General features: G+C 58.2%; 20 protein-coding genes and 1 riboswitch. Of the genes, 7 read left to right on the forward strand and 13 right to left on the reverse strand.

Translation table 11 applies throughout. From position 1 onward, the window contains the following. On the reverse strand, positions 1-2,512 hold a 2,512-nt coding region (locus tag PKC81_RS04425), incomplete at its 3' end, for a strawberry notch family protein (RefSeq protein ID WP_324333509.1). Between the two features lie 91 nt (positions 2,513-2,603). After that, positions 2,604-3,512 (reverse strand): toprim domain-containing protein, encoded by a 909-nt coding sequence (locus PKC81_RS04430; RefSeq protein WP_115549002.1) that lies wholly within the window; start codon positions 3,510-3,512, stop codon positions 2,604-2,606. Positions 3,513-3,639: 127 nt separating this feature from the next. Between PKC81_RS04430 and PKC81_RS04435 the strand changes: the two genes are divergently transcribed. Together PKC81_RS04435 and PKC81_RS04440 are read left to right on the forward strand one after the other, a co-directional pair. Further along, positions 3,640-4,314, forward strand: a complete 675-nt coding sequence (locus tag PKC81_RS04435; RefSeq protein WP_115549003.1) for a lytic transglycosylase domain-containing protein — start codon at positions 3,640-3,642, stop codon at positions 4,312-4,314. A gap of 36 nt (positions 4,315-4,350) precedes the next feature. Then, the gene (locus PKC81_RS04440; RefSeq protein WP_115549004.1) at positions 4,351-4,530 is read left to right on the forward strand and encodes a DUF5818 domain-containing protein; all 180 of its coding nucleotides are present in this window, start codon (positions 4,351-4,353) and stop codon (positions 4,528-4,530) included. Here the strand turns inward: PKC81_RS04440 and PKC81_RS04445 are convergent. From PKC81_RS04445 to PKC81_RS04465, 5 genes are all read right to left on the reverse strand, one after another. Next, complete coding sequence (locus tag PKC81_RS04445; RefSeq protein ID WP_324333514.1) at positions 4,527-5,789, reverse strand: tyrosine-type recombinase/integrase; 1,263 nt, start codon at positions 5,787-5,789, stop codon at positions 4,527-4,529. The genes PKC81_RS04440 and PKC81_RS04445 overlap by 4 nt on opposite strands. 250 nt (positions 5,790-6,039) lie before the next feature. Then, positions 6,040-7,011: a nitronate monooxygenase family protein gene (locus PKC81_RS04450; RefSeq protein ID WP_324333516.1), complete on the reverse strand. Its 972-nt coding sequence runs from the start codon at positions 7,009-7,011 to the stop codon at positions 6,040-6,042. 31 nt (positions 7,012-7,042) lie between these two features. Continuing rightward, positions 7,043-7,819: an SDR family NAD(P)-dependent oxidoreductase gene (locus PKC81_RS04455; RefSeq protein ID WP_324333518.1), complete on the reverse strand. Its 777-nt coding sequence runs from the start codon at positions 7,817-7,819 to the stop codon at positions 7,043-7,045. Positions 7,820-7,833: 14 nt separating this feature from the next. Further along, a complete protein-coding gene (locus PKC81_RS04460; protein WP_324333520.1) occupies positions 7,834-9,093 on the reverse strand; it encodes an acyl-CoA dehydrogenase family protein in 1,260 nt (419 codons plus the stop codon). Positions 9,094-9,117: 24 nt separating this feature from the next. After that, positions 9,118-10,233: an acyl-CoA dehydrogenase family protein gene (locus tag PKC81_RS04465; protein ID WP_324333522.1), complete on the reverse strand. Its 1,116-nt coding sequence runs from the start codon at positions 10,231-10,233 to the stop codon at positions 9,118-9,120. A gap of 206 nt (positions 10,234-10,439) precedes the next feature. Here PKC81_RS04465 and PKC81_RS04470 point away from each other — a divergent pair, with 206 nt between their 5' ends. The 4 genes from PKC81_RS04470 (at position 10,440) to PKC81_RS04485 (ending at position 14,353) form a co-directional block, all read left to right on the forward strand. Next, complete coding sequence (locus PKC81_RS04470; RefSeq protein WP_324333525.1) at positions 10,440-10,982, forward strand: glycosyl hydrolase 108 family protein; 543 nt, start codon at positions 10,440-10,442, stop codon at positions 10,980-10,982. A 48-nt stretch (positions 10,983-11,030) separates the two neighbouring features. Then, positions 11,031-11,444 carry a holin family protein gene (locus PKC81_RS04475; RefSeq protein ID WP_324333527.1) on the forward strand — a complete coding sequence of 138 codons (414 nt, stop codon included), beginning with the start codon at positions 11,031-11,033 and terminating at the stop codon, positions 11,442-11,444. A gap of 134 nt (positions 11,445-11,578) precedes the next feature. Then, positions 11,579-11,762: riboswitch (cobalamin riboswitch) on the forward strand. Between the two features lie 96 nt (positions 11,763-11,858). Beyond that, on the forward strand, positions 11,859-13,760 hold the full coding sequence (locus PKC81_RS04480; RefSeq protein ID WP_324333529.1) for a TonB-dependent receptor: 1,902 nt from the start codon (positions 11,859-11,861) through the stop codon (positions 13,758-13,760). A 53-nt stretch (positions 13,761-13,813) separates the two neighbouring features. Beyond that, positions 13,814-14,353 (forward strand): hypothetical protein, encoded by a 540-nt coding sequence (locus tag PKC81_RS04485; RefSeq protein ID WP_324333531.1) that lies wholly within the window; start codon positions 13,814-13,816, stop codon positions 14,351-14,353. Here PKC81_RS04485 and PKC81_RS04490 read toward each other — a convergent pair. After that, the gene (locus PKC81_RS04490; protein WP_324333533.1) at positions 14,337-14,855 is read right to left on the reverse strand and encodes a 2'-5' RNA ligase family protein; all 519 of its coding nucleotides are present in this window, start codon (positions 14,853-14,855) and stop codon (positions 14,337-14,339) included. The genes PKC81_RS04485 and PKC81_RS04490 overlap by 17 nt on opposite strands. A 231-nt stretch (positions 14,856-15,086) precedes the next feature. On the opposite strand from PKC81_RS04490, the gene PKC81_RS04495 reads away from it, so the two are divergent. After that, entirely contained in the window at positions 15,087-17,033 is a 1,947-nt protein-coding gene (locus PKC81_RS04495) for an alkyl sulfatase dimerization domain-containing protein (protein ID WP_324333535.1), read from the forward strand. Positions 17,034-17,039: 6 nt separating this feature from the next. Here the strand turns inward: PKC81_RS04495 and mltG are convergent, their stop codons facing one another. The 5 genes from mltG to PKC81_RS04520 form a co-directional block, all read right to left on the reverse strand. Then, on the reverse strand, positions 17,040-18,011 hold the full coding sequence (gene mltG, locus PKC81_RS04500) for an endolytic transglycosylase MltG (protein ID WP_324333537.1): 972 nt from the start codon (positions 18,009-18,011) through the stop codon (positions 17,040-17,042). Between the two features lie 4 nt (positions 18,012-18,015). Then, positions 18,016-19,278, reverse strand: coding sequence for a beta-ketoacyl-ACP synthase II (fabF, locus tag PKC81_RS04505; protein ID WP_324333538.1), 1,263 nt, complete (start codon positions 19,276-19,278; stop codon positions 18,016-18,018). Between the two features lie 142 nt (positions 19,279-19,420). Beyond that, positions 19,421-19,654: an acyl carrier protein gene (locus tag PKC81_RS04510; RefSeq protein ID WP_115549017.1), complete on the reverse strand. Its 234-nt coding sequence runs from the start codon at positions 19,652-19,654 to the stop codon at positions 19,421-19,423. Positions 19,655-19,756: 102 nt separating this feature from the next. Next, the gene (gene fabG / locus PKC81_RS04515) at positions 19,757-20,494 is read right to left on the reverse strand and encodes a 3-oxoacyl-[acyl-carrier-protein] reductase (RefSeq protein ID WP_324333541.1); all 738 of its coding nucleotides are present in this window, start codon (positions 20,492-20,494) and stop codon (positions 19,757-19,759) included. Between the two features lies 1 nt (position 20,495). Continuing rightward, positions 20,496-21,290, reverse strand: coding sequence for a crotonase/enoyl-CoA hydratase family protein (locus PKC81_RS04520; RefSeq protein WP_324333543.1), 795 nt, complete (start codon positions 21,288-21,290; stop codon positions 20,496-20,498). Positions 21,291-21,292 lie beyond the last annotated feature (2 nt).

Consider the following 21,292-nt stretch of genomic DNA (forward strand, 5'->3'; position numbering starts at 1 on the left):
AGACCTGCATCAACCGGACGGGAAAGCTCTGTACCAGATAGTCGATCACATATTCGCGCGGCGAGAGATCGATTTCGAGATGCTCACGCTCCTCAGGTGTCAAATCGGCAAGCCGGCGGTCAAGCATGGCTTCGGCGGTCGATACGAGCTGGATCACGGCGGAGTTTCCTTCGGCCAGCGCCGCATCGATCGCTGGCAACAGGCTTGGCAGCTTCATTGAGAGGAGAAGCTGTGCGAAGAAGCGCTGCTTGGTGCCTTCGAAGATCGAAAGCGCTGCTGCCTTGGCACCCTTGTTGAGCGTATTGCCGCTATCTGCGTCAACGATGCGGGTGGCTTCGAGCACTTCGCCCAGATTGCTGTGAATGATCGCCCAGGCCTCGGCATATGCATCATAGACCTTTATCTGCGCCTCGATCAGTTCATGCTCCAATATCTCATATTCGACACCCGCAAAGGAGAGCGCACGGGCTGTGTAAAGGCCCAGTGATTTGAGATCGCGGGCGACCAGCTCCATCGCTGCAATGCCACCTTTCCGAATATCATCGACAAAGCGCTCACGCGTCGCAAAGGCGGTCTCAGGTCCCCACAGGCCAAGCCGCGCTGCATAGGCCAAATTATTCACATCAGACGCGCCGGTTGCGGAGACATAAAGGACACGCGCGCGGGGCAGAAGATTTTGGAGGCGTACACCAGCAACGCCCTGCTCACTGCCTTTGACCTTACCGCGGCTTCCCTCGCCGCCTGCAGCATTGGCCATTGCATGGGCTTCATCAAAGGCAATCACACCATCAAAATCTTCGCCCGTCCAGTCGAGGATTTGCTGCAGCCGTGTCGCATCAGCGCGGCCCGACCGGAGCGTCGGATAGGTCACGAACAAAATGCCTTCTCCCATTGTGACATTCTGGCCGAGTTTCCATTGCGATAGCGGCTGGACGTCGAGCGGCAAACCGCCAAGCGAACTCCAATCGCGCCGTGCGTCCTCCAGCAGCGCTTCATTCTTTGACAACCAGATATGGCGGCGTTCGCCGCGCAGCCAGCGGTCGAGGAAAATGGCTGCAACCTGCCTGCCCTTTCCGGCTCCGGTACCGTCGCCCAGAAAATAGCCGCAACGATAGACTGAGCCTTCTTCATGCGGCTGCAAAGTGCATCCATTGTCATGGGGCAGATAGAGGCCGGGAAGATCGCGCTCGAAGGCATTTGCTGCATAGACCAAGGTTTCGAGCTGCGCGTCGGACAGCAGCCCGTCAGCAACACAATTTGCCATGACCAGCGGCTGGACATGGGGAATGGGTGCGGCAATCGAGCCCATCGCGACCGATTCCACAAGTGCCGTAGGGTGATTGCGCGCGCCGGTAATGATCATCCGGCTGGGCCGATATGGGAGATAATGACCGACCTGTTCGGATATGGGAGCCGCTTCATTGAGCGGCACAAACTCGAGCGCATGCGGTTCAGCAGCGTTGGATGAGATCGAAGGAGCCGGCGCGATTGGGCGGCTTATCGTTCGCGGCGCAACTCGCAGAGCGGGCCTTAAGGGTCGGGCGGGCACAGCCAGCGGCTGGCGCGAAGCACGAATCGGCAGGGCATCGACAAGCGACACAAGCTCACTGAAATCACCGATATGGCAGGTTACCGTGGCTCGGCTATCGTCAACCTTTTCGAGAACGATAAGCCGCGTTGAAATTGAAGTTCCCGCACGTGCGAAAGCGCGATCCATTGATGCATTGAGCCGGACGGCAACGGGCATCCGCGAACGCTCGACAAAGGCATGGAGGTCGAACCATTCGGGCATGATCGCAACCGCCCTGCCGCCGACCGCCAATCGGGCGAGCGCAGAGCGCAAATGGCGAGCGCCCGTTCGGCCATCTTCGCCGCGTTCGAGCCCGACTGAATAGGGTGGATTGATCAGGACCGTATCCGGCAGGATCGCAGGATCGAGAAGCTCCTCGATGAGCTCACCGTCATGCATCGAAATCCTTACGTCCGGGAAGAGCGCATGGAGTGCATCGCGCCGCAAGACATGGATTTCATTGAGCGCAAGTTTGGAGCCGCTCTGCTTGGCCCAGAAGGCGAGCATGCCGGTTCCCGCAGACGGTTCGAGCGTCAGATTGCTGCTCGACAATGCAGCTGCACGCGCCGCAATCCAGGCTAGGCGCAATGGTGTCGAGAATTGCTGGAAGCGAACCTGTTCTTCGGACCGGTTATGCTGGATGGGGGTTAGGCTTTCGAGCTTGTCGAAGCAGGCAAAGGCTTCTGGCATTTGGCTATCGGGCGTGATCGAGGATGTCGCCTGCAGATAGAGGAGTTGCGCCAATTCCACCGACGCGTAGGTATCAGACAGGGACCAGCGGTTGTCTGCATCGGTTGCACCCGTCAGTCGGGTGAAGGTCTCTGAGAGAAGCTTGCGGGTGATTGGTACATTGGCGGCAAGATCGTCCGCAAGGCTGCGCGCAGCGGTGATTGCTGGAAGTTCGTTAGGCGAGAATTCGAGAATGAACGCGGGCTGGTTCATGGGTTGGGCCTCCTGAAAGAGGCCAGCGATCTTCGCAGGATTGCCGACCGGGCCTCAGAAGACGAACGGCCTCCTCCACTCTACGCTGCCGTCAGGCAGCCGCAGTCGTGCCAAGCTGTTCTCGCAGCGCATCGTTCCAATCATCGTCCGGACGGTCAGGCTTGTGCGGGATGATCGTTCGTCCGGCGCGCTCGTAAGCCTCCATTCCGCGCTTCAGCGCCAGATCGCCCCCTTTGTCGTTATCGACAAACAGATGCAGCTCGGTGACACTTTCGGGAATGGAGACGATGCCGAACCGCTCATTTCCGAGAGTGGCCCAGCAAGGAATGCCAAACAGCACCTGCGCCGAAAAGGCGCTTTCGGTTCCTTCAGCCAGTCCCAGCCTTCCATCAATCGGATCTGCCAGACGGATGGCGCCTGCCCCAAATTGCCCCAGCGCACGCTTGGGTTTGAAGAAATCAGCTTTGCTAGCGGTGACAGGGTCGAGGAATGTCCGATGGATAGCGACGATGCCGATATCCATTCGTACCGCGGCAATGAGTGCCGGCAGAAAGCGAACGTCGGGTTTTCGTCCCAACGGCGTTCGGTCGAGATACCGCAATTCAGATGAACGAAGTGGTATTGATCGATTGACGAGATAGCGCTCGGCAATCGTCCCCGCGAGCGGAACAGCTTCGCGCCAAAGCCTGCAAGCGTTGGCATCTGGTCCGAATGGCTTCGCGGCCATAGTGATCGGTCCGCCCTTCCCATCGAACAGATCGCGCGGCTGGATGCCATGACGCTTGAGGCCTTCTAGTACCTCATCGCTGGTGCAGCCCGCAAAGCAATGGAACAGGATCGCATTGCTTGTCAGCCCGACGGAAAGCGACGGGGTCTTATCGTCGTGGGCCGGACAGCAGCACATGCCCTGCCGGCCCGTCCAACGGCCGCCAAGCGCGTCAACAATCTGTCGTGCGCGTCTTTCGAGGGCAATGGGCACATGCTTTGCGGTCTTCGTCATCGATCATTCCTGTTGCCAAAGGCTTGCTGTGGCCTTGGCTGCCTCCACTCTGCGCCGTGTGGAGTTTTCCTACACATACATGTTCATTGTATGTTCTCGCATCAACAATCGCGAGAAGGAATGAGTGATGAGATATATCGCCCTGGGATTTTTCGCCGCACTGCCACTTTCAGCGGCTTTTGCGAGCGAACTACCGGATGAACCACAGGCTATAGTTTCGAGCCAAACGCCCATCGAAGCCTCCGAAACGTCCTCGCTCGGCTACCGAATCAATGACGCGTCGGGATTTCAATTGATTGAACATGGCCACTGGGCACCACCGCTGCGGGAAGAAGTGGCCGAACATTTGGCCAATGATGGCGGTCAACGCGGTCAGTTGAAGACGACTCCTCAGCCCAAGCCAAAAAAACCTCGGACAAATTTCCGACGAGCGGCATTTCTTCCTCACGTTTATGCCGCCGAAACCCGGTTCGGACTACCGGTCGGGCTTCTCGATGCTCTCATCTGGACGGAATCGCGCTACGATCCAACAGCAGTCAGCCATGCTGGTGCTGCAGGGCTTGGTCAGTTGATGCCCGGAACGGCCAAGGATTTAGGTGTCACCAATCGCTTCGATCCCTATGCCAACATAAGCGGCGCAGCGCGCTACCTGCGCCAGATGCTGGATCGGTTTGGCGTGGTTCATCTCGCGGTAGCAGCATACAATGCTGGACCGGGCGCAGTTTCTCGTGTGAGAGGAATTCCTCTCAATGGTGAAACACCGTCCTATGTCCGGAATGTCCTGACATTCTGGCAAAATTGATGTGGAGGCAATGTGAGCTCGGGTGAAAGAATTCGCGTGTCAGGCCAAGTCAGGCAAAGCCGACGTGGGAAAATCGTAAAAACCGATGACAACACGATCTGGGTCATTGAGGTGCCTGACGACATCGAATTTCCTGGATCGGGAAGCGTAATCGTCGAGGGCACCAAGATCGGATTTGATCGACTCCGGATCGATTGGTTCGGGCTGGCTGTCTAACGCCGAAACGGCAAAACTTGTGCGCCGAAATTGGCTGCTTCTCGTACTTCATCCAAGACTTCAACGGCCTTCAATTTAAATTCAGGAGCAAGATGTGCGTATCGCAAGGTCATTGCATAGTCGCTATGGCCTAGCAGTTCGCGAATGGTGTTTAGATCAACGCCACCCATCGCCAATCTCGATGCGAAATGGTGCCGCATGTCATGCCAGCGGAAATCTTCGATTTGAGCGGCTTTGAGCAGTCGTCTCCAGGAGGAATTGACGCGATCAAAACGCTGGCCTTGCTCATTCATAAATACCAGGCCCGACAAATCATCGCATTGAGCCCGCCAGTTTAGCAATGTGGATGTTGCTTCGCGATTCAGCGGAATATGCCGTGTTCTTCTGGATTTGGCGGTGGCGCCCGTGACAGTCAAAATTCGCCGATCTAGATTCACATTCGACCATGTAAGATCAAACAACTCGCCGCGACGGCATCCCGTGTTGAGCGATAATAGAATGAGCGGTTTTACATGATCAGTAAACACGACATCCCTTAAATCTGGTAGGACAACATATCCACGCTCGGTTCTCCATCGATTGGCGGATTCCCGTTCGACCCTTCGGCTCTCTTCACGTTCTTCGATTGCTCTTCGCAACCGTCCTTCTTCGCCTGCGCTGAGGAAGCGCACTTTCAGACAATCATCAACCCGCGCCTTTTTGACCTTTGAAAGGGGATTGTGCGGCAAAATGCCCCAGTCAACCGCCCGATTAAAGCTCGCTTTGATTGACGCAATGTCGCGATTGATCGTTTGATTGCTTAATCCTCTTTCGACCTGTTGCCCTCTCCAGCGCTCAATATCGAGACCGGTTATCTTGTCGAGTTTCTTGTCAAGCAGCGATTTGAACGCAGTCTGCAACCGATTTACGTTCTGCTTCCAGGAGCGCTGGCTGGATTTGGCCCAGGCCAAGTAGTCGCCCTGAAGGAACGCGCGGTAGGTCGGAACTACTTGTTTGGGCTTCCGAGCCTCCATGGGATCTATACCCCGGTAGACATCCGCAAGTATCGCCCGCGCACTTTCACGCGCATCTGCTACGCCCAAAGCATCCGCTCGACCAAGCATGATGCGCTTTCCCCGCGCATATTCACAGTACCAAGACTTTGTTCCAGTCGGTGTAATGCGAAGAACAAGTCCTTTGAGCCGCGTGTCACGATGCTCCACCATCGCGTTAGGAATTTGCATTTTGTCGATCGACATTTGTGTAAATGCATAGCGCATATTAAGAGCACCCCTCATGGAACAAAAAGGGTACTGGTGGTGCACTCATGGTGCAACTTGACGAAACAAAATGGAACATAATGGAAACACTTTGAACAACGATATTCATCTTTTCATATCGTTTTTCAGTTACTTATACAAGTATTTCCGTTCCATTAGGTTGCACTAAAAACACCCCAAAAGTCGGCTGGGGGTGTGGGGGTCGGAGGTTCGAATCCTCTCGTCCCGACCAATTTTTCCCAAACCCCTCTTAAGCAGCTATCCGTTTCCGCACTGCCTCGGCCTGCGCCATGATGTTCTTGACGAGGTCTGCACATGTCGGGATGTCGTGGATCAGCGCCTGGCTCTGCCCACTGGTCCAGATACCGCCATCTGTATCGCCCGCCGCGAGCACATTTTCACGGCCGCGCACGCCCGCCATCAATTCCTTCACATCGGCAAAGGTCTTGGTCGGGTCTTTCTGGATTTCTGCGACCTGCTCCGAAATCGCGTTGCGCGCAACGCGGGCGGTGTTGCGAAGGCTGCGTCCGACCAGGACCGTGTCGAGTTCGGTATTGTCGACGATCTTCTGCTTCACATTCTGGTGAATGTTGGCCTCGACGGTCGCGCAGAAGCGGGTGCCCATATTGACGCCATCGGCACCAAGCGCGAGTGCCGCAACCAGGCTGCGGCCATCTGCCATGCCACCCGAAGCGATGATCGGGGTATCTGGCAGCGCATCGACGGTGGCGGGAAGTAACACCACAAGGCCCACATCATCCTCACCGGGGTGGCCAGCGCATTCAAAGCCGTCGATCGAAATCACATCGACACCCTTTTTCACAGCCGAAACCGAATGGCGCACACTGGTGCATTTGTGGATGACCTTGACGCCATTTTCCTTGAAACGCGGCAAGTGGTCGGTCGGCGCGCGGCCAGCGGTTTCCACAATCTTCACGCCCGAGGCGATGATTGCTTCACGATAATCGTCATACGGAATCGGATTGATCGAGGGCAGCAAAGTCAGGTTTACGCCAAAGGGCTTGTCAGTCAGCTTGCGGGTCTTTTCGATCTCGTCAAACAGCGCCTGCCCGCTTTCAAACATATGCGCGGTGATGAAGCCGAGCGCGCCTGCATTGGCGACAGCCGCCACCAGCTCGCCATAGCCCACGCCGGTCATGCCGCCCATGACTATGGGGGTTTCGACACCGAACATTTCGGTGATGCGGGTCTTGATTGCCATTTATCCTTCTCCTGATCCTGTTATTTCTGAATTAGTTACGCGCACTCTGCCCGTCATCGACGCGGATGACCGCGCCGGTCACACATTCGGATGCGGGTGATACGAGATAGAGCAAGGTGCTGTCCATCTGTGCAGGGTCGCAAACGCGCTTGCGCACCACATGCTGGCTGAGGTCACCGACGCGTTCCAGCATGCCGTCAAGCATTTCGGTTTTGAACATACCGGGGCAGATCGCGTTGACGTTAATGTCATATTTCGCCCATTCGAGCGAAAGAGCCTCGGTCATCCGCGCAACCGCCGTCTTGGTAATCGCGTACAGCGCCGCACCATTGCCCGAATAGCTGTAATGCGCAACCGAGCTGATATTGACGATCCGTCCCGGCTTTTTCGCCGCCATCAACCGCCGCGCCACTTCGCATGAGAGGATATAGGGCGCACGGAGATTGACCCCGAGCACTCGGTCGATCAGCTCGACCTCCATCTTGTGCGCGCGCTGGGCATCCGGAATGCCTGCATTGTTGATGAGGATATCAACCGTTCCATAGGCTTTTTCGAGCGTATCGACCGCCGCGAACAGCTGATCGGCATCGGTCGCATCCATCGGGATGCAGATTGCCTCGCCGCCTGCGGCGCGGATTTCCTCCGCAACCGCCTCGAGACGGTCGACGCGACGCGCCGCCAACCCGACCTTGGCTCCGCACGCGGCAAGCGCCTTTGCAAAACGCACACCGAAGCCCGACGAGGCACCAGTGACGAGCGCCACCCGCCCGTTCAAGTCATTCGACACATTGGGCAAGGGAAACGTCATCACCTGTCCTCCTATCAACGCCCGGTGGGCAGGTCCTTGAACGGTACGCCCTTGTCGACGCGGATTTCACCGGGCAGGCCAAGTACGCGTTCAGCGATGATGTTGCGCAGGATTTCGTCCGTCCCGCCCGCGATACGACCACCGGGTGATCCAAGGAACATCTCCTGGAAATCGGCATTTTCAACCGCAAGCGAAGGATCGCGGATGATGCCTGCCTGATCCTGCAAATCGACCATGAATTCGGCCAGATCCTGCATGCCGGCTGCCTGCACCAGCTTGGTTACCGATTGCTCGGGCCCCGGCGTCTTGCCCTGCGACAGTGCGGTCAGCGAGCGCATACCGGTGAAGCGCAGCCCTTCGGCACGAACATAATGTTCGGCAATCTTTTCGCGCACCGTGCTGTTATTCGACAGCGGATCGCCATTTTCGTCGCGGATTTTCTGCGCTACCTGCAATGCCTTGATCGCACCGCCGCCGCGCGCACCGCCGCCACCGCCGACCGAGGCACGCTCGTTCATCAGCGTGATGATCGACACATTCCAGCCATCGTTGAGCGCACCGAGGCGCTGGCTGTCCTTGATTCGAACATCGGTGAAGAACACTTCGTTGAAGCCACGCGCGCCCGACATCTGGTGGATCGTCTTGCACTGCACACCCGGCGACTTCATGTCGATCCAGAACATGGTGAGGCCTTTGTGCTTCACCGCATCGGGATCGGTGCGGACGAGGACGATGCCATAATCGGCATAATGCGCGCCCGAGGTCCAGATTTTCTGGCCGTTGACGACCCAATCGAAATCGCCATTTTCATCGACGCTGCTTTCATCCTTGATCGCACGCGTACGGATGGCTGCAACGTCGGATCCGCCAGCGGGTTCAGAGAAAAGCTGGCACCAGATGGTTTCGCCGCGCACGGCTGGGCCGACGAAACGCTTCTTGGTTTCGTCGTCAGCGGTCGCCATCACGGTAGGGATGCACATGCCAAGGCCGATCGCGAACGGGCCGCCAAGCTGCACGCCCATGCGCGATTCTTCCTGCGCAAAGATCACGCTCTGGATGGTGGTGCCGCCACCGCCACCCCATTCCTTGGGCCAGCGGATTTGTGCGTATCCAGCCGCAGCCTTTTTGGCCTGCCATGCCTTGCACGCATCCATCTGGCTTTCATCCTCGTCACCGAGCGATGCGCCCTTCACGCCGCGCGGCGCGTTTTCTTCGAGCCACGCGCGAACCTTGGCGCGATATTCGGCTTCTTCGGGAGTGTCGTTGAAATCCATTTTCTCGTTCCTTCCCTAAAAATTTCAGGCCGCGTTGCGGCGTTCAAGCATGCTGACCAAACGGTGTTTCCAGTTGCGCGCCGAACCAGCAACCAGCGCCAGCTGGCGGCTGCGGCGATAATGCAGGTGGGCATCGATTTCCCAGGTGAAGCCCATGCCGCCATGCACCTGGACATTTTCCTTGGCCGCAAACCAATAGGCATCGCACGCCGAAATGCGAGCGCCAGCCGCGGCAATCGGCAATTCCGGGGCATCGCTGTTGAGTGCCCAGGCGCCATAATAAGCATTGCCGCGTGCGAGCACGTTCTTGGCGTACATATCGGCGAGGCGATGCTTGATCGCCTGATAGCCGCCGATTGCGCGGCCAAAGGCAAAGCGTTCGAGCGCGTAATTCTTGGCCATTTCAAGGCACATGTCGGAGCCGCCGACCTGTTCGAACGCAATCAACACCGCGGCGCGGTCGTTAATGGCTTCAAACAGCGCGAGGCCATCGCCCACTTCGCCCAGCCGCTCAACCGGCGCATCCTTGAATTCGACTCGCGCCGCTTCGCGCGATCGGTCGATGGTGTTGACCGCTTCACGGGTGACGCCGGGACCATTGAGGTCGACCAGATACAGCGTCGGCTTGCCGCCTTCTTTCGCAAGAACCACCGCATGGTGCGCAACCGCTCCGTCGGTGACAGGCAGTTTAACACCGGTCAGCTTGCCGCCCGATACTTCAGCGCTAATATTGGCGGCGGAAACTGCACCTGCCTGCTCTGCACTGGCGATGGTGCCAATCAGTTCGCCGGTGACGACCTGCGGCAGATATTTAGCCTTCTGTTCGGCACTGCCCGCACGCAGCAACGCTTCAGCGAAGAAGTAAACCGTCGAGGCGAAAGGCACCGGCGCAACCGCACGGCCCAACTCCTCGGCAATGCAGCACAGCTCAAGATAACCAAGGCCAAGCCCGCCATGCTCTTCCGGAATTGCGGCGCCCAGCCAGCCCTGCTCGGCGACCTGCGCCCAAAGCTCCGGATCAAAACCCGGGCTATCCTCATCCATCAATTTGCGGACGCGGTCGGGCGGGCATTTCGCGGCGAGAAATTTGCGTGCCTCATCCTTCAGCGCGAGTTGCTCTTCGGAAAAATCGAAATTCATCTTGGGACCTCTCCTGTCATGCCTTCGGGCAGTTATTGATTCTTCAATACGCCATTCAGCCTGTCGGGCAATAAGATTTAATCGCGCGATTAAAAAAATCCTGCAGCACAGGAAAAGCCCCGTATCCGAGCGACTGGATTTTTCTCTGTCCTACATTGTACCTATTTGGTTATTTGATTCGCCTGTCACAAGAATGGATCGAAACAATGACCAATATTGACGAGTTGATCGACGACGTAATCGAACGCGAGGGCGGATATGTGAACCATCCAGCCGATCGCGGCGGGCCGACAAATTGGGGGATAACAGAGGCCGTTGCCCGGCGACAGGGATATGTCGGCGACATGCGCGCCTTGCCGCGTAGCGATGCGGCGGCAATCTACAAACGGCTATATTGGTTCAAGCCGCGCTTTGACGAAGTGGCCATCCAAGCCCCTGCCCTGGCGGCTGAACTGTTCGATACCGGCATCAACATGGGCACAGGCACAGCGACCGCCTTTTTGCAACGTGCGCTCAATGCGCTCAACCGTGAAGGCCGGGACTATGCCGACCTTGCCGTCGACCGACAGATCGGTCCCGCGACCATCACCGCTCTGCAAGCCTTCCTGCGCAAACGCGGCGGCAATGGGGAGTCAGTGCTGCTTAAGGCCGTCGAGGCACTGCAGGGCGCGCATTATATCAACATCGCAGAAGCGCGACCAAGCCAAGAAGCCTTTGTCTATGGCTGGTTGGCCAACCGGATTGGCTGAATGCCCCCGTTTCAAGTGTGACTTAAGTGAGACCTTTGGAGGAAAAATATGGCCATAATCGAAACCCTGATCGGCCCCATCGCTGCGCTGATCGACAAACTGATCCCAGACCCGAAGGCGCGCGATGCGGCGAAGATCGAGTTGATCAAATTACAGGGCAGCCAGGAACTGGAAACGCTGCGCACCCAGCTTTCGGCCATCCTCGCCGAGGCACAATCGCCTGACCCATGGACCAGCCGGGCAAGGCCCAGCTTCCTATATGTGATGTACGCCATCATCCTCTGGTCGCTGCCCATGGGCCTGATCGCCGCCTTCCGCCCGCAAGCCGCGCTCGACATTGCGGCGGGGATGAACGCCTATTTGAATGGCCTGCCCGAACCGCTCTACGCGCTCTTCGGCACCGGCTATCTGGGCTACACAGCGGCCCGGCAATGGGGGAAGGTCAAGGGGGTGGAGAGGTGAGCATACATCTCCCCTCCCGCTTGCGGGAGGGGCCGGGGGAGGGCCTGAAACCGCACCAAGCTCGCTTCGCTCGCACCCTCCCCTTCCCCTCCCGCAAGCGGGAGGGGGATTGACCTGCGCAATTTGCGGGCTTAACCGCCCTCCCCGTAACAGGTGCCCAGGGAAACCGGGGTGAAAAGGGAAGCCGGTGACAATCCGGCGCTGTACCCGCAACTGTGACCGGCGAGTGTCTTCCTCGCATACCACTGGGAAACCGGGAAGGTAGGTAGACGCAACGACCCGGGAGCCAGGAGACCTGCCTGTTGCAGCCAGTCCTTCGCCCGTGCGGGAAAACGCGGACGATCGAATGAAGCTTCTCAGGAGCTTTCCTTCGCGTGACGGCATTTGAATGCATCGTCACAGGAAGGAAATTTTATGACCATATTGAAACTGACTGCAGCGGCACTGGCGATATTGCCGTTCAGCGCACAGGCCCAAACTAAGGCTTCAACCGCAGGCCCGTTTCAAGGCGACAGCGGCTGCTGCAGCTTCTTTTCAGAACGTTTGCCGTCTCGTGACACAATTGTTGTCACAGCGACCGGCACAGAATTGCTGGCCAGGAAGAGCGGCTATTCGGTTTCCAATATCGGCATAGACGAGATCGAGCTGAGCCAGCCCTCAACCTTGTCGGACCTGCTGGCCACCCTTCCCGGCGTGACGGTATCCAACACCGGCCCCATCGGCGGCTTTTCCGCAGTCCGTATCCGTGGTGCCGAAGGTGAACAGACGCTGACCTTGATCGATGGCGTTCGCGTCAACGACCCCTCCTCCCCCGGTGGCGGTTTCGATTTTGGCAATTTGCTGATTGGCAATCTGGACAGAGTCGAGGTGCTGCGCGGGCCAAACTCGGTTCCGTGGGGCAGTCAGGCGATTGGCGGTGTGGTGAATATCATCACTGCCCGCCCCGGATCCGCCAACAACCGCGCCGTACGCGCTGAATATGGCAGCAACAACCGCACCAATCTGGTCGGCCAATATGGGATATCGGGCGACCGAATTTCGGCCAGCCTTGGCGGTGGTTTTTTCCGCGACGACGGAATATCCGCAGCGGCCAACGGCAGCGAGGCCGATGGCTATAAGCAATATGCGGCCAACGGGGCTTTTGAGGTCAAACTCAGCGACACGGTGAGCATCGATCTGCGGGGATTCTATTCGCACAGCCGTGCGGAACTGGATGGCTTCCCCCCGCCCTTTTACAGCCTATCAGACACACCCGAATATTCGACCGGCCAGCAAGTGATCGGCTATGCCGGTATCCATGCTGACATGGGAAATCTGAAGAACCGGATTGCCCTTACTGTCAACGACATCAACCGGGATAATTATGCTGCTCCCGGCGCAGCAGCACCTGACTTTTTGTCGCGCGGCCGGACGGAGCGGTTCGAATATCAGGGCGATTGGCAACTCGCCCCGCCAGTACGCGCCGTGTTTGGTGTCGAACATGAGAGGTCGCGATTCACCGACGGATTTGCACCCGCCAAAACCCGGCATTCGGGTGCATATGCGCAAGCTATCATAGATCCGACCGAAACGATAACCATCACTATGGGCGCCCGCGTCGACGACCACAAAAGCTTTGGCAGCAAAGCAACATTCAGTGCGAACGCCGCATGGCGACCCAAATCCCAAACGGTCATCCGCGCGGCCTATGGCGAGGGCTTCAAGGCACCGACCTTATATCAGCTCTTCAGCTTTTACGGCGATCCCGGTCTGCAGCCGGAAGTCGCCAAAAGCTATGAACTGGGCTTTGAGCAAGGCCTGCTTGAGGGTCAATTGCGTTTTGGCGCGACCGCGTTCCAACGGCGCACGCAAAACATGATTGATTTCGATCTACTTACCTACCGTTACAACAATATCATCCGTTCGCGCGCCAAGGGGATCGAAACCTTTGTCGAACTGCGCCCCAGCGACCATCTAAGCGTTCGTGCGAATTACAGCTATGTAGACTCAGAAAAGCGCGAAGACGGTGCCGCGAATTTCGTCCGCCATCTGCGCCGACCGGTGCACAGCCTGAACGCCAGCATCGATTGGCAAGCAATGGCTAAGTTGAAACTGGGCGCCGACCTGCGTCTCGCCAGCGACAGCCTCGATGGCTTTGGCGGCTCGGTGCGGATGGACGGCTATGCTTTGGTGGGTATTCGCGCCGCCTATGATGTCAGCGACGCACTCGAACTTTATAGCCGCGTCGAAAATGCAGCCGATGCCGATTACCAAACTGTCGCGGGCTACAAAGCCTATGGCCGTAACGCCCATATCGGGCTGCGCGCTAAATTTTAGGGAGTTGACGGTGGGCCGATGGCCGCTACCGTTGGAATGACAAGGAAGGGAATATGACTATGGCGAATGCAATGTTGAACCCAAAGACCGCTGCTTGGCCAGCGACGCTGGCAGGTGCAACCGTCCTCGGCAGCCTTGCGCTCGCCTGCATATTCCCTTTCGCTGCAATTGCGGCGCTTGCTGCGCTCACGCTTGATCGTCGCGCAGGCATCGCGCTGGTCGGTGCCGTCTGGGCGGCCAATCAGGCGGTTGGTTTTCTGCTGATGAACTTCCCGTGGGATGCGCAGGCCGTAGGACATGGTATCGCCATCCTCGCTGCGACACTAGCCGGATTTGGCGTGGCACGCATGGTCGCAAGCAAAGTCGAAGGAAGCGTGCTGCGCAGCGTTGCCGCACTCACCTCGGCCTTTGCCGTCTACGAAGTGCTGCTGCGCGCTTATGCCCAATTTGGCGGCGGGGCAGAGAATTTCTCCGCAGAAATCGTCACCGGTGTCGCAGTGAACGATGCAATGTGGTTTGTCGGTTTGCTTGCGCTGCGTTGGGCAATTGGCCAAGCCACGGGCGGAAAGGCAGTCGTCAGCCCCGCCCGCTGAATGTCCAACTCTGGATAGGCTCCCATGGGCCGCCGCGATAATAATGCGCGGCGAGCCCTGAGATTTCCAACGGTCGCGGTTCGAAGCCAGCTGAAAGCTCAGCGAACAACGCCTTGGCGACCGCCGGTTCGACCTTGTTCTGCACCGTGATATGCAAACGCGGCTTGGCCTGATCCTGCAGCGTCAGCAGGCCGTGCAAGTCAGCCGCCAACTCCTCGCGCATGGCTAGCAGTTCAGGGCATTCAACCCGATAGGCAACCCCCCGTCCTAAAAACATCACGTCGCGCAAATAGGCTTCAGGCTGCGGAAATTCATGGGCCAACCCTGCCAGCCGCGCCTTGATCTCCGGCCAATGCGACGGTGGCAGGTGGTGGAATAGCGTGATGTGCGCCTGCAAATAATTGCGCTCCGGCGGAAAATGCTTTGTCCTAAGCGCATTCGCCCAGGCCTGATCGGCCTTTCCCATGGTTGCGGTGACGATGATGGGCGCGGTTTCCGGCATGGATCGGGACTATGCGCAGTGGAAGCGCACCGCAAGATAGGGAGATTGCCGGAACCGGGCGAGGGTTTGGAGGGGGTACCGGCACCGGCCCCGGCGATGAGGGCGCACTAGCCGTGCCTCTCGCTGGAGTGAAACCGAGTATCTCGCATTCACTAATCGACTTGAGCGATATCAATGAGGGTTGCAGTGCATCGCCTTACTGACTTAGGTGTCAGTCGAGGGAGAGAAAATATGCGTTTAATTCCGCTTTTGCTGCTGGGTGTGTCGACACCCGCGATTGCCGCCGATCCTGCATTGGAACCTAAGCCTGCGAGTGAGGCTACGATTGCCGCGCAAAAGGCAGAGGAAGCGAACCTGCCGGTAGAGGACGGACGCGATCTGCAATTTGCGCAGCAGGGGTTCGTGGCTACCCGCACCGACCCGATCATCCGCGCCAAGGATGGCCGCCCGGTCTGGAACCTTGACGCCTATAAGTGGATGGAGGGCGAAGCCCCCGCCACCGTCAACCCCAGCCTTTGGCGGCACATGACCGTTCTGCGCCATCACGGACTGTTCAAAGTCACCGACAATATCTGGCAGGTGCGCGGGTTCGATGTGTCGAACATGACCGTCATCAAGGGCCAGACCGGCTGGATCCTGATTGACCCGCTGACCACACGCGAAACCGCTGCGGCTGCGCTCGAACTGGTGAACAAGGAACTCGGCCCGCGCCCGGTTACCGGCGTGATCTACAGCCACAGCCATGGCGACCATTTCGGTGGCGCGCGCGGCGTGACCAGTGAGGCCGATATCAAGGCTGGTAAGGTCGCCATCATCGCGCCTGAACATTTCATTGAAGAAACCGCGTCCGAAAATGTGATGGCCGGCGGTGCAATGGGGCGGCGCGCCAATTACCAGTTTGGCACCGGTCTTACGCCCGGCGCTCAAGGCCAAATGGGAAGCGGCATCGGCAAGGGAGTAGCTGGTGGAGAGATCACCTTACTGACGCCGACAGACACTATCCAGAAGACGGGAGACAAGCGTGTTGTCGACGGGGTTGAACTGGAATTCCAGATGGTCCCGGAATCCGAAGCACCTGCGGAAATGAATGTCTATGTGCCCGCCGCACGCACTTTCCTCGCCGCAGAAATCGCCACATGCACACTGCACAATGTACTAACACCGCGCGGGGCAAAAGTGCGCGATACACTGGCCTGGTCGCAATATCTGGGCGAAGCAGTAAATCTCTACGCGGGACGCAGTGATAATATCATGTCGAGCCATTGTTGGCCACGTTTCGGGCAGAAGGAAGTCGAAGGCTGGCTATCCGGGCATCGCGACAATTATCGCTACCTCCACGACCAGACGGTACGATTGATGAACCAGGGTTTGACCCAAACCGAAATCGCAGAGCGGTTGAAAGCCCCGCCTGCCCTCGCCAATCAATGGTTCAACCGTGGCTATTATGGCACCTACAGCCATAATTCGAAGGCCATCTACCAGCGCTATCTGGGTTGGTATGATGCGATTCCGGCCAACCTCAACCCGCACCCACCCGAGGAACGCGGTAAGCGTCTTGTGGCTGCTATGGGTGGCTCCAAGAAAGTGGTGGCAGAAGCCAAGCGCGCAATGAACGCCGGCGACTATCGCTGGTCCTCCGACCTGCTCCATCAACTCGTCTTCGCAGACCCCAAAAACGCGGAAGCGCGTGCCTTGCTGGCCGACAGCTATGAACAGCAGGGCTATCAGGCGGAATCGGCGATCTGGCGCAACCAGTACCTGACAGCAGCCAGTGATCTGCGGAAGGGCATGACGCCCAGTATTGCGACACAAAGCGTGGACATGATTTCCGCAATTGCGACGCCGTTACTGCTCGATTCCGTCGCGACACGGCTCAATCCGGACATCATCAAGGATCGGAAGCTGGCGATCAACTTTGTTATCCCCGACCGGCAGGAAAAGGCGAAGATCAGCGTCGGCAATTCGGTGATGTTTAGCGAGATGGGGGCGGCACATACAGCGCCCGACGCAACGGTCACTGGCCCGCGTCAGCTGTATCTCGCCATGCTGTTCCTGAAAATGCCGTTGGCCCAGTTAGAAGCGGCGGGATTAAAGATTGAAGGCGATAAAGCCGCTGTCGAAGCCCTACAGGCAGCGCTCGATCCGATGCCCACTGCCTTCAACATAGCCGAGCCGTAAGCGGGGTTACATTTCCCCCCGCTCGCGGCGGATTGCGTACCATTTTTCGACATTGGCATTATGCTCTTCGAGCGTTTTGGCAAAGATATGGCCGCCCGTGCCATCGGCGACGAAGAACAGATAGTCGGTCTTTTCCGGATTGAGCACCGCCTCGATCGCCGCTCGCGACGGATTGGCTATCGGGCCTTTGGGAAGGCCGACCATCGAATAGGTGTTGTAATCATTGACCGATGCGATTTCGGACTGGCGGATGCGCCGGCCCAGCGGCTTGCCCTTGGTGATCGGATAAATGATCGTAGGGTCAGCCTGCAGCATCATGCCGACTTTCAGCCGGTTCGAGTAAACACCAGCCACGATCCTGAGTTCGGATTTCTTGGATGTTTCCTTCTCGACGATCGACGCCAGCGTGACAGCCTCCTGCGGCGTTTTCACGACCGCATCGGAGCTTCGCTTGGGCCAAAGTTCGTCGATGGTCTTTTTCATGGCTGCCTGCATGCGCGCGACAACGGCAGCGCGTGCTTCTCCTTTTTCAAAGGCATAGCTGTCCGGCAGGACCGAACCTTCGGGCGGAACCGGGATCTGGCCGGTTAACCGGTCATTAGCCATCAGCCTTTCATAGACCATGATCGACGGCATGCCCTCAGGCACGGTGACCATGCGTTGCACGGTTTTTCCGCCGGTCAGGATCGACAGGATTTCGGAGTTGGAGGCCCGGGCGGGGATCAGGAACTCCCCGGTTTTGATGGTGCTGGAGGCTCCAAAAATCCGGGCCCGGTTAACAAAGGCATCGGCAGACTTGATCGCGCCCATATCCTCCAACTGCTCTGCAGCCGAGCGGATGCTGGCACCCGACTTGATGACAATCGCGGTCTCCTTCGCCAGCGGCCCGGCCGCATTCCATCCGTAGATGAAATTTCCTGCGATGATCAGGAACAGCAGGCCGCCCGCAACGAGCAGCCCTTTGAACAGCCGGTTCATTCGATCAGATGGCCTTTACGATAAGGCTGGCATTGGTGCCGCCGAAACCGAAACTGTTGTTGAGCGCCGCCTTGACCTCCCGCTTCCGGGCAACATGCGGAACAAGATCGACGCCCTCGGTGCCTTCGTCAGGATTGTCGAGGTTCAGAGTCGGCGGCACGATCTGGTCGCGGATTGCGAGGATACAGAAGATCGCCTCAACCGCGCCGGCGCCGCCTAAAAGATGGCCGATCGCCGATTTGGTGCTGCTCATCGATGCGCCGCTCAGATCATCTCCAAGCACACGCTTCACCGCGGCGAGCTCGATCGTGTCGGCCATGGTCGAAGTGCCGTGCGCGTTGACATAGTCAATGTCGCCAGCCTCAAGCCCTGCCTTGCGCAGCGCCATTCGCATGGCGAGTTCCGCACCCTTGCCTTCAGGATGCGGCGCCGTGACGTGATAGGCATCGCCCGAAAGGCCATAGCCAATCACTTCGGCATAGATTTTTGCGCCGCGCGCCTTGGCATGCTCATATTCCTCAAGCACCACCACGCCTGCACCTTCACCCATCACAAAGCCATCGCGGTCCTTGTCATAGGGGCGGCTGGCCTGTTCAGGACGATCATTGAAACTTGAATTGAGCGCGCGCGCCTGGGCAAAGCCGGCAACGCCCAGCGGGTTGATGGTGCTTTCGGCACCACCTGCCAACATGATATCGGCATCGCCATCCTTGATCATCCGCGCGGCATCGCCAATCGAATGCGCGCCGGTCGAGCAGGCGGTCACCACGGCATGGTTCGGGCCCATCAGGCCATATTTGATCGAAACCTGACCTGAGATCAGGTTGATCAGGCGCCCGTGTACGAAGTGCGGCGAAACGCGGCCCGGGCCTTTTTCGTGGAGCACGATTGATTCGCTCTCAATACCCGGCAGGCCGCCAATGCCCGAACCAATCGAGCATCCGGTGCGAGTTTTCAGGTCATCATCCATATCGGTGAGACCGGCATCTTCGAGCGCCTGTCCGGCAGCGTCGATGCCATAGACGATGAACGGATCGACCTGACGCTGGATCTTGTGATCGACACGCTTGTCGGGATCGAAACCCCAGGGATGGTCCTTGGGCTTTACTTCGCAAGCGATATGGCATTTCTGGCCACCGGCTTCTGCGTCGAAGCGGGTGATTTTCCCCGCGCCCGATCTTGATGCCAATAGGTTCGCCCAAGTCGTTTCAACATCGCCACCAAGCGGCGTAACCAGACCCAGACCCGTAACTACAACCCGACGCATGTGACGCTCTCCATCGTGCAATTGGTTCGCGCCCATTAAGGCGAGCGCGTACAAAAAAGCAAACGGCTTTCCAGCAGGTTCACGCCTGTCCGGAAAGCCGCCTGTAAATTTCGCTCATTCAGCTGCGCAAAGCAGCCCCAACTCAGCTGTTGGCGTTGATGAAATCGATCGCGTCCTTGACGGTCGAAATCTTTTCAGCCGCATCGTCGGGGATTTCGACGTTGAATTCTTCTTCGAACGCCATCACAAGCTCGACGATGTCAAGGCTGTCTGCGCCCAGATCGTCGATGAAGCTGGCTGCTTCGGTGACCTTGTCAGCTTCAACGCCGAGATGCTCGACTACGATCTTCTTTACACGATCCGCGGTGTCGCTCATTTTATGCCCCTTCTTGTTTGGGATTTGAATAACGAAATCCGCCCCTAATGCCCAGCAAGGCGGCTGGCAAGGGGGGAGTGCTTTTGTGGCCGACGAAGCGCGTCAGAGCATCGCCATCCCGCCATTCACGTGCAGTGTCTGGCCGGTGACATAGCCCGCATCTTTGGACGCCAGATAGGCGACGGCTGCGCCAATATCGCTACCCTCTCCCATGCGGCCCATCGGGATTCGCGCATTGAGCGCGTCTTTCTGCGCATCGGGTAAGACGTCTGTCATCGCGGTACGGATGAAGCCCGGGGCGACACAGTTGACGGTAACATTGCGGCTTGCGAGTTCTGCCGCCAACGCCTTGGACATGCCCACAAGGCCAGCCTTGGACGCGGCATAGTTGACTTGCCCCGGATTGCCGGTCGCGCCAACGACGCTGGTGATGGTGATGATGCGGCCAAAACGCGCCTTCATCATCGGCTTGGTCGCCGCACGCATCAGGCGGAAGGCCGCTTCGAGGTTGATCTTGATAACCTCTTCCCACTCCTCATCCTTCATGCGCATGGCAAGGTTGTCGCGGGTAACGCCGGCATTGTTGACGAGGATGTCGATCTGGCCAAGTTTTTCGAGAGCAGCCGGAACCAGCGCTTCCACGCTGTCCTTGTCGCCAAGGTTGCACGGCACGGCAACATGGTCACCGCCAAGTGAAGCACGGAAATCCTTCAGCTTTTCGACATTGCTGCCCGATACCGCGAGACGAGCGCCCTGCCCCGCCAACGCATGGCAAATGGCACTGCCAATTCCGCCCGAAGCGCCCGTGACAAGCGCGGTCATGCCTGTAAGATCGAACATCTTATTCTCCTGTGAAAACCGGTGTGCGCTTTTCGATGAACGCGTTGATCGCCTCATCATTGTCGCGGGTGTTGTGCGCAAGGCTTTGCATCGCCGCTGACATTTCGAGGATGTTCTTGAGGTCCGCCATTTGCCCTTCACGCAGCAGACGCTTGGTCATGCGCACGGCATGTGGCGGGTTGGCGGCGATCTTGGCGGCGATTTCGCGCGCTTTTGTCAGCAAGTCGGCGTCGGGAACGACGTGACTGACAAGCCCAATTTTCAGCGCTTCCGCCGCGTCGATCATTTCGCCGGTCAGCGCCAGTTCGGTCGCGCGGCTGAAGCCGACGATGCGTGGCAGCAACCACGCCCCGCCATCGCCCGGGATGATGCCCAGCTTGACGAAGCTTTCGGCGAATTTGGCGCTCTCGGCGGCCACACGCACGTCGCACATCGTGGCTAGATCAAGCCCGGCGCCAATCGCATGGCCGTTAACCGCCGCCACCACCGGCACCTCGAGCGCCTGGAACATTAACGGCAGGCGCTGGATGCCATATTTATAGTTGCGACGCGTTTCGACCGGATTGCCCGAACGCAGGCCGCCGCTATCGGGGCGCATCTGCTTCAGGTCGCCCCCGGCAGAGAAAGCCGTACCTGCACCTGTCAGGATTACACAACGTACTGAAATATCCCGGTCAGCCTCTTCAAAGGCATTGCAAATCGCATCCACAACAGCGACGTCAGAAATCGGATTACGCTTTTCGGGCATGTTAAGGGTGATCGTCAGGATCGATCCGTCACGTTCTTGCAACAGCATGG

The sequence above is a fragment of the Sphingorhabdus sp. genome (assembly GCF_035329025.1).
Taxonomy (GTDB): domain Bacteria; phylum Pseudomonadota; class Alphaproteobacteria; order Sphingomonadales; family Sphingomonadaceae; genus Sphingorhabdus_B.

What these genes read in the sequence shown, in the direction of transcription:
- PKC81_RS04470 (WP_324333525.1), top strand. Translation starts at nt 10,440, where the DNA reads ATGACCAATATTGACGAGTTGATCGACGACGTAATCGAACGCGAGGGC.
- PKC81_RS04445 (WP_324333514.1), bottom strand. Translation starts at nt 5,789, where the DNA reads ATGCGCTATGCATTTACACAAATGTCGATCGACAAAATGCAAATTCCT.
- fabG (WP_324333541.1), bottom strand. Translation starts at nt 20,494, where the DNA reads ATGTTCGATCTTACAGGCATGACCGCGCTTGTCACGGGCGCTTCGGGC.
- PKC81_RS04450 (WP_324333516.1), bottom strand. Translation starts at nt 7,011, where the DNA reads ATGGCAATCAAGACCCGCATCACCGAAATGTTCGGTGTCGAAACCCCC.
- PKC81_RS04495 (WP_324333535.1), top strand. Translation starts at nt 15,087, where the DNA reads ATGCGTTTAATTCCGCTTTTGCTGCTGGGTGTGTCGACACCCGCGATT.
- PKC81_RS04455 (WP_324333518.1), bottom strand. Translation starts at nt 7,819, where the DNA reads ATGACGTTTCCCTTGCCCAATGTGTCGAATGACTTGAACGGGCGGGTG.
- PKC81_RS04460 (WP_324333520.1), bottom strand. Translation starts at nt 9,093, where the DNA reads ATGGATTTCAACGACACTCCCGAAGAAGCCGAATATCGCGCCAAGGTT.
- PKC81_RS04475 (WP_324333527.1), top strand. Translation starts at nt 11,031, where the DNA reads ATGGCCATAATCGAAACCCTGATCGGCCCCATCGCTGCGCTGATCGAC.
- PKC81_RS04520 (WP_324333543.1), bottom strand. Translation starts at nt 21,290, where the DNA reads ATGCTGTTGCAAGAACGTGACGGATCGATCCTGACGATCACCCTTAAC.
- PKC81_RS04430 (WP_115549002.1), bottom strand. Translation starts at nt 3,512, where the DNA reads ATGACGAAGACCGCAAAGCATGTGCCCATTGCCCTCGAAAGACGCGCA.
- PKC81_RS04485 (WP_324333531.1), top strand. Translation starts at nt 13,814, where the DNA reads ATGACTATGGCGAATGCAATGTTGAACCCAAAGACCGCTGCTTGGCCA.
- PKC81_RS04480 (WP_324333529.1), top strand. Translation starts at nt 11,859, where the DNA reads ATGACCATATTGAAACTGACTGCAGCGGCACTGGCGATATTGCCGTTC.
- mltG (WP_324333537.1), bottom strand. Translation starts at nt 18,011, where the DNA reads ATGAACCGGCTGTTCAAAGGGCTGCTCGTTGCGGGCGGCCTGCTGTTC.
- PKC81_RS04465 (WP_324333522.1), bottom strand. Translation starts at nt 10,233, where the DNA reads ATGAATTTCGATTTTTCCGAAGAGCAACTCGCGCTGAAGGATGAGGCA.
- PKC81_RS04435 (WP_115549003.1), top strand. Translation starts at nt 3,640, where the DNA reads ATGAGATATATCGCCCTGGGATTTTTCGCCGCACTGCCACTTTCAGCG.
- PKC81_RS04490 (WP_324333533.1), bottom strand. Translation starts at nt 14,855, where the DNA reads ATGCCGGAAACCGCGCCCATCATCGTCACCGCAACCATGGGAAAGGCC.
- fabF (WP_324333538.1), bottom strand. Translation starts at nt 19,278, where the DNA reads ATGCGTCGGGTTGTAGTTACGGGTCTGGGTCTGGTTACGCCGCTTGGT.
- PKC81_RS04510 (WP_115549017.1), bottom strand. Translation starts at nt 19,654, where the DNA reads ATGAGCGACACCGCGGATCGTGTAAAGAAGATCGTAGTCGAGCATCTC.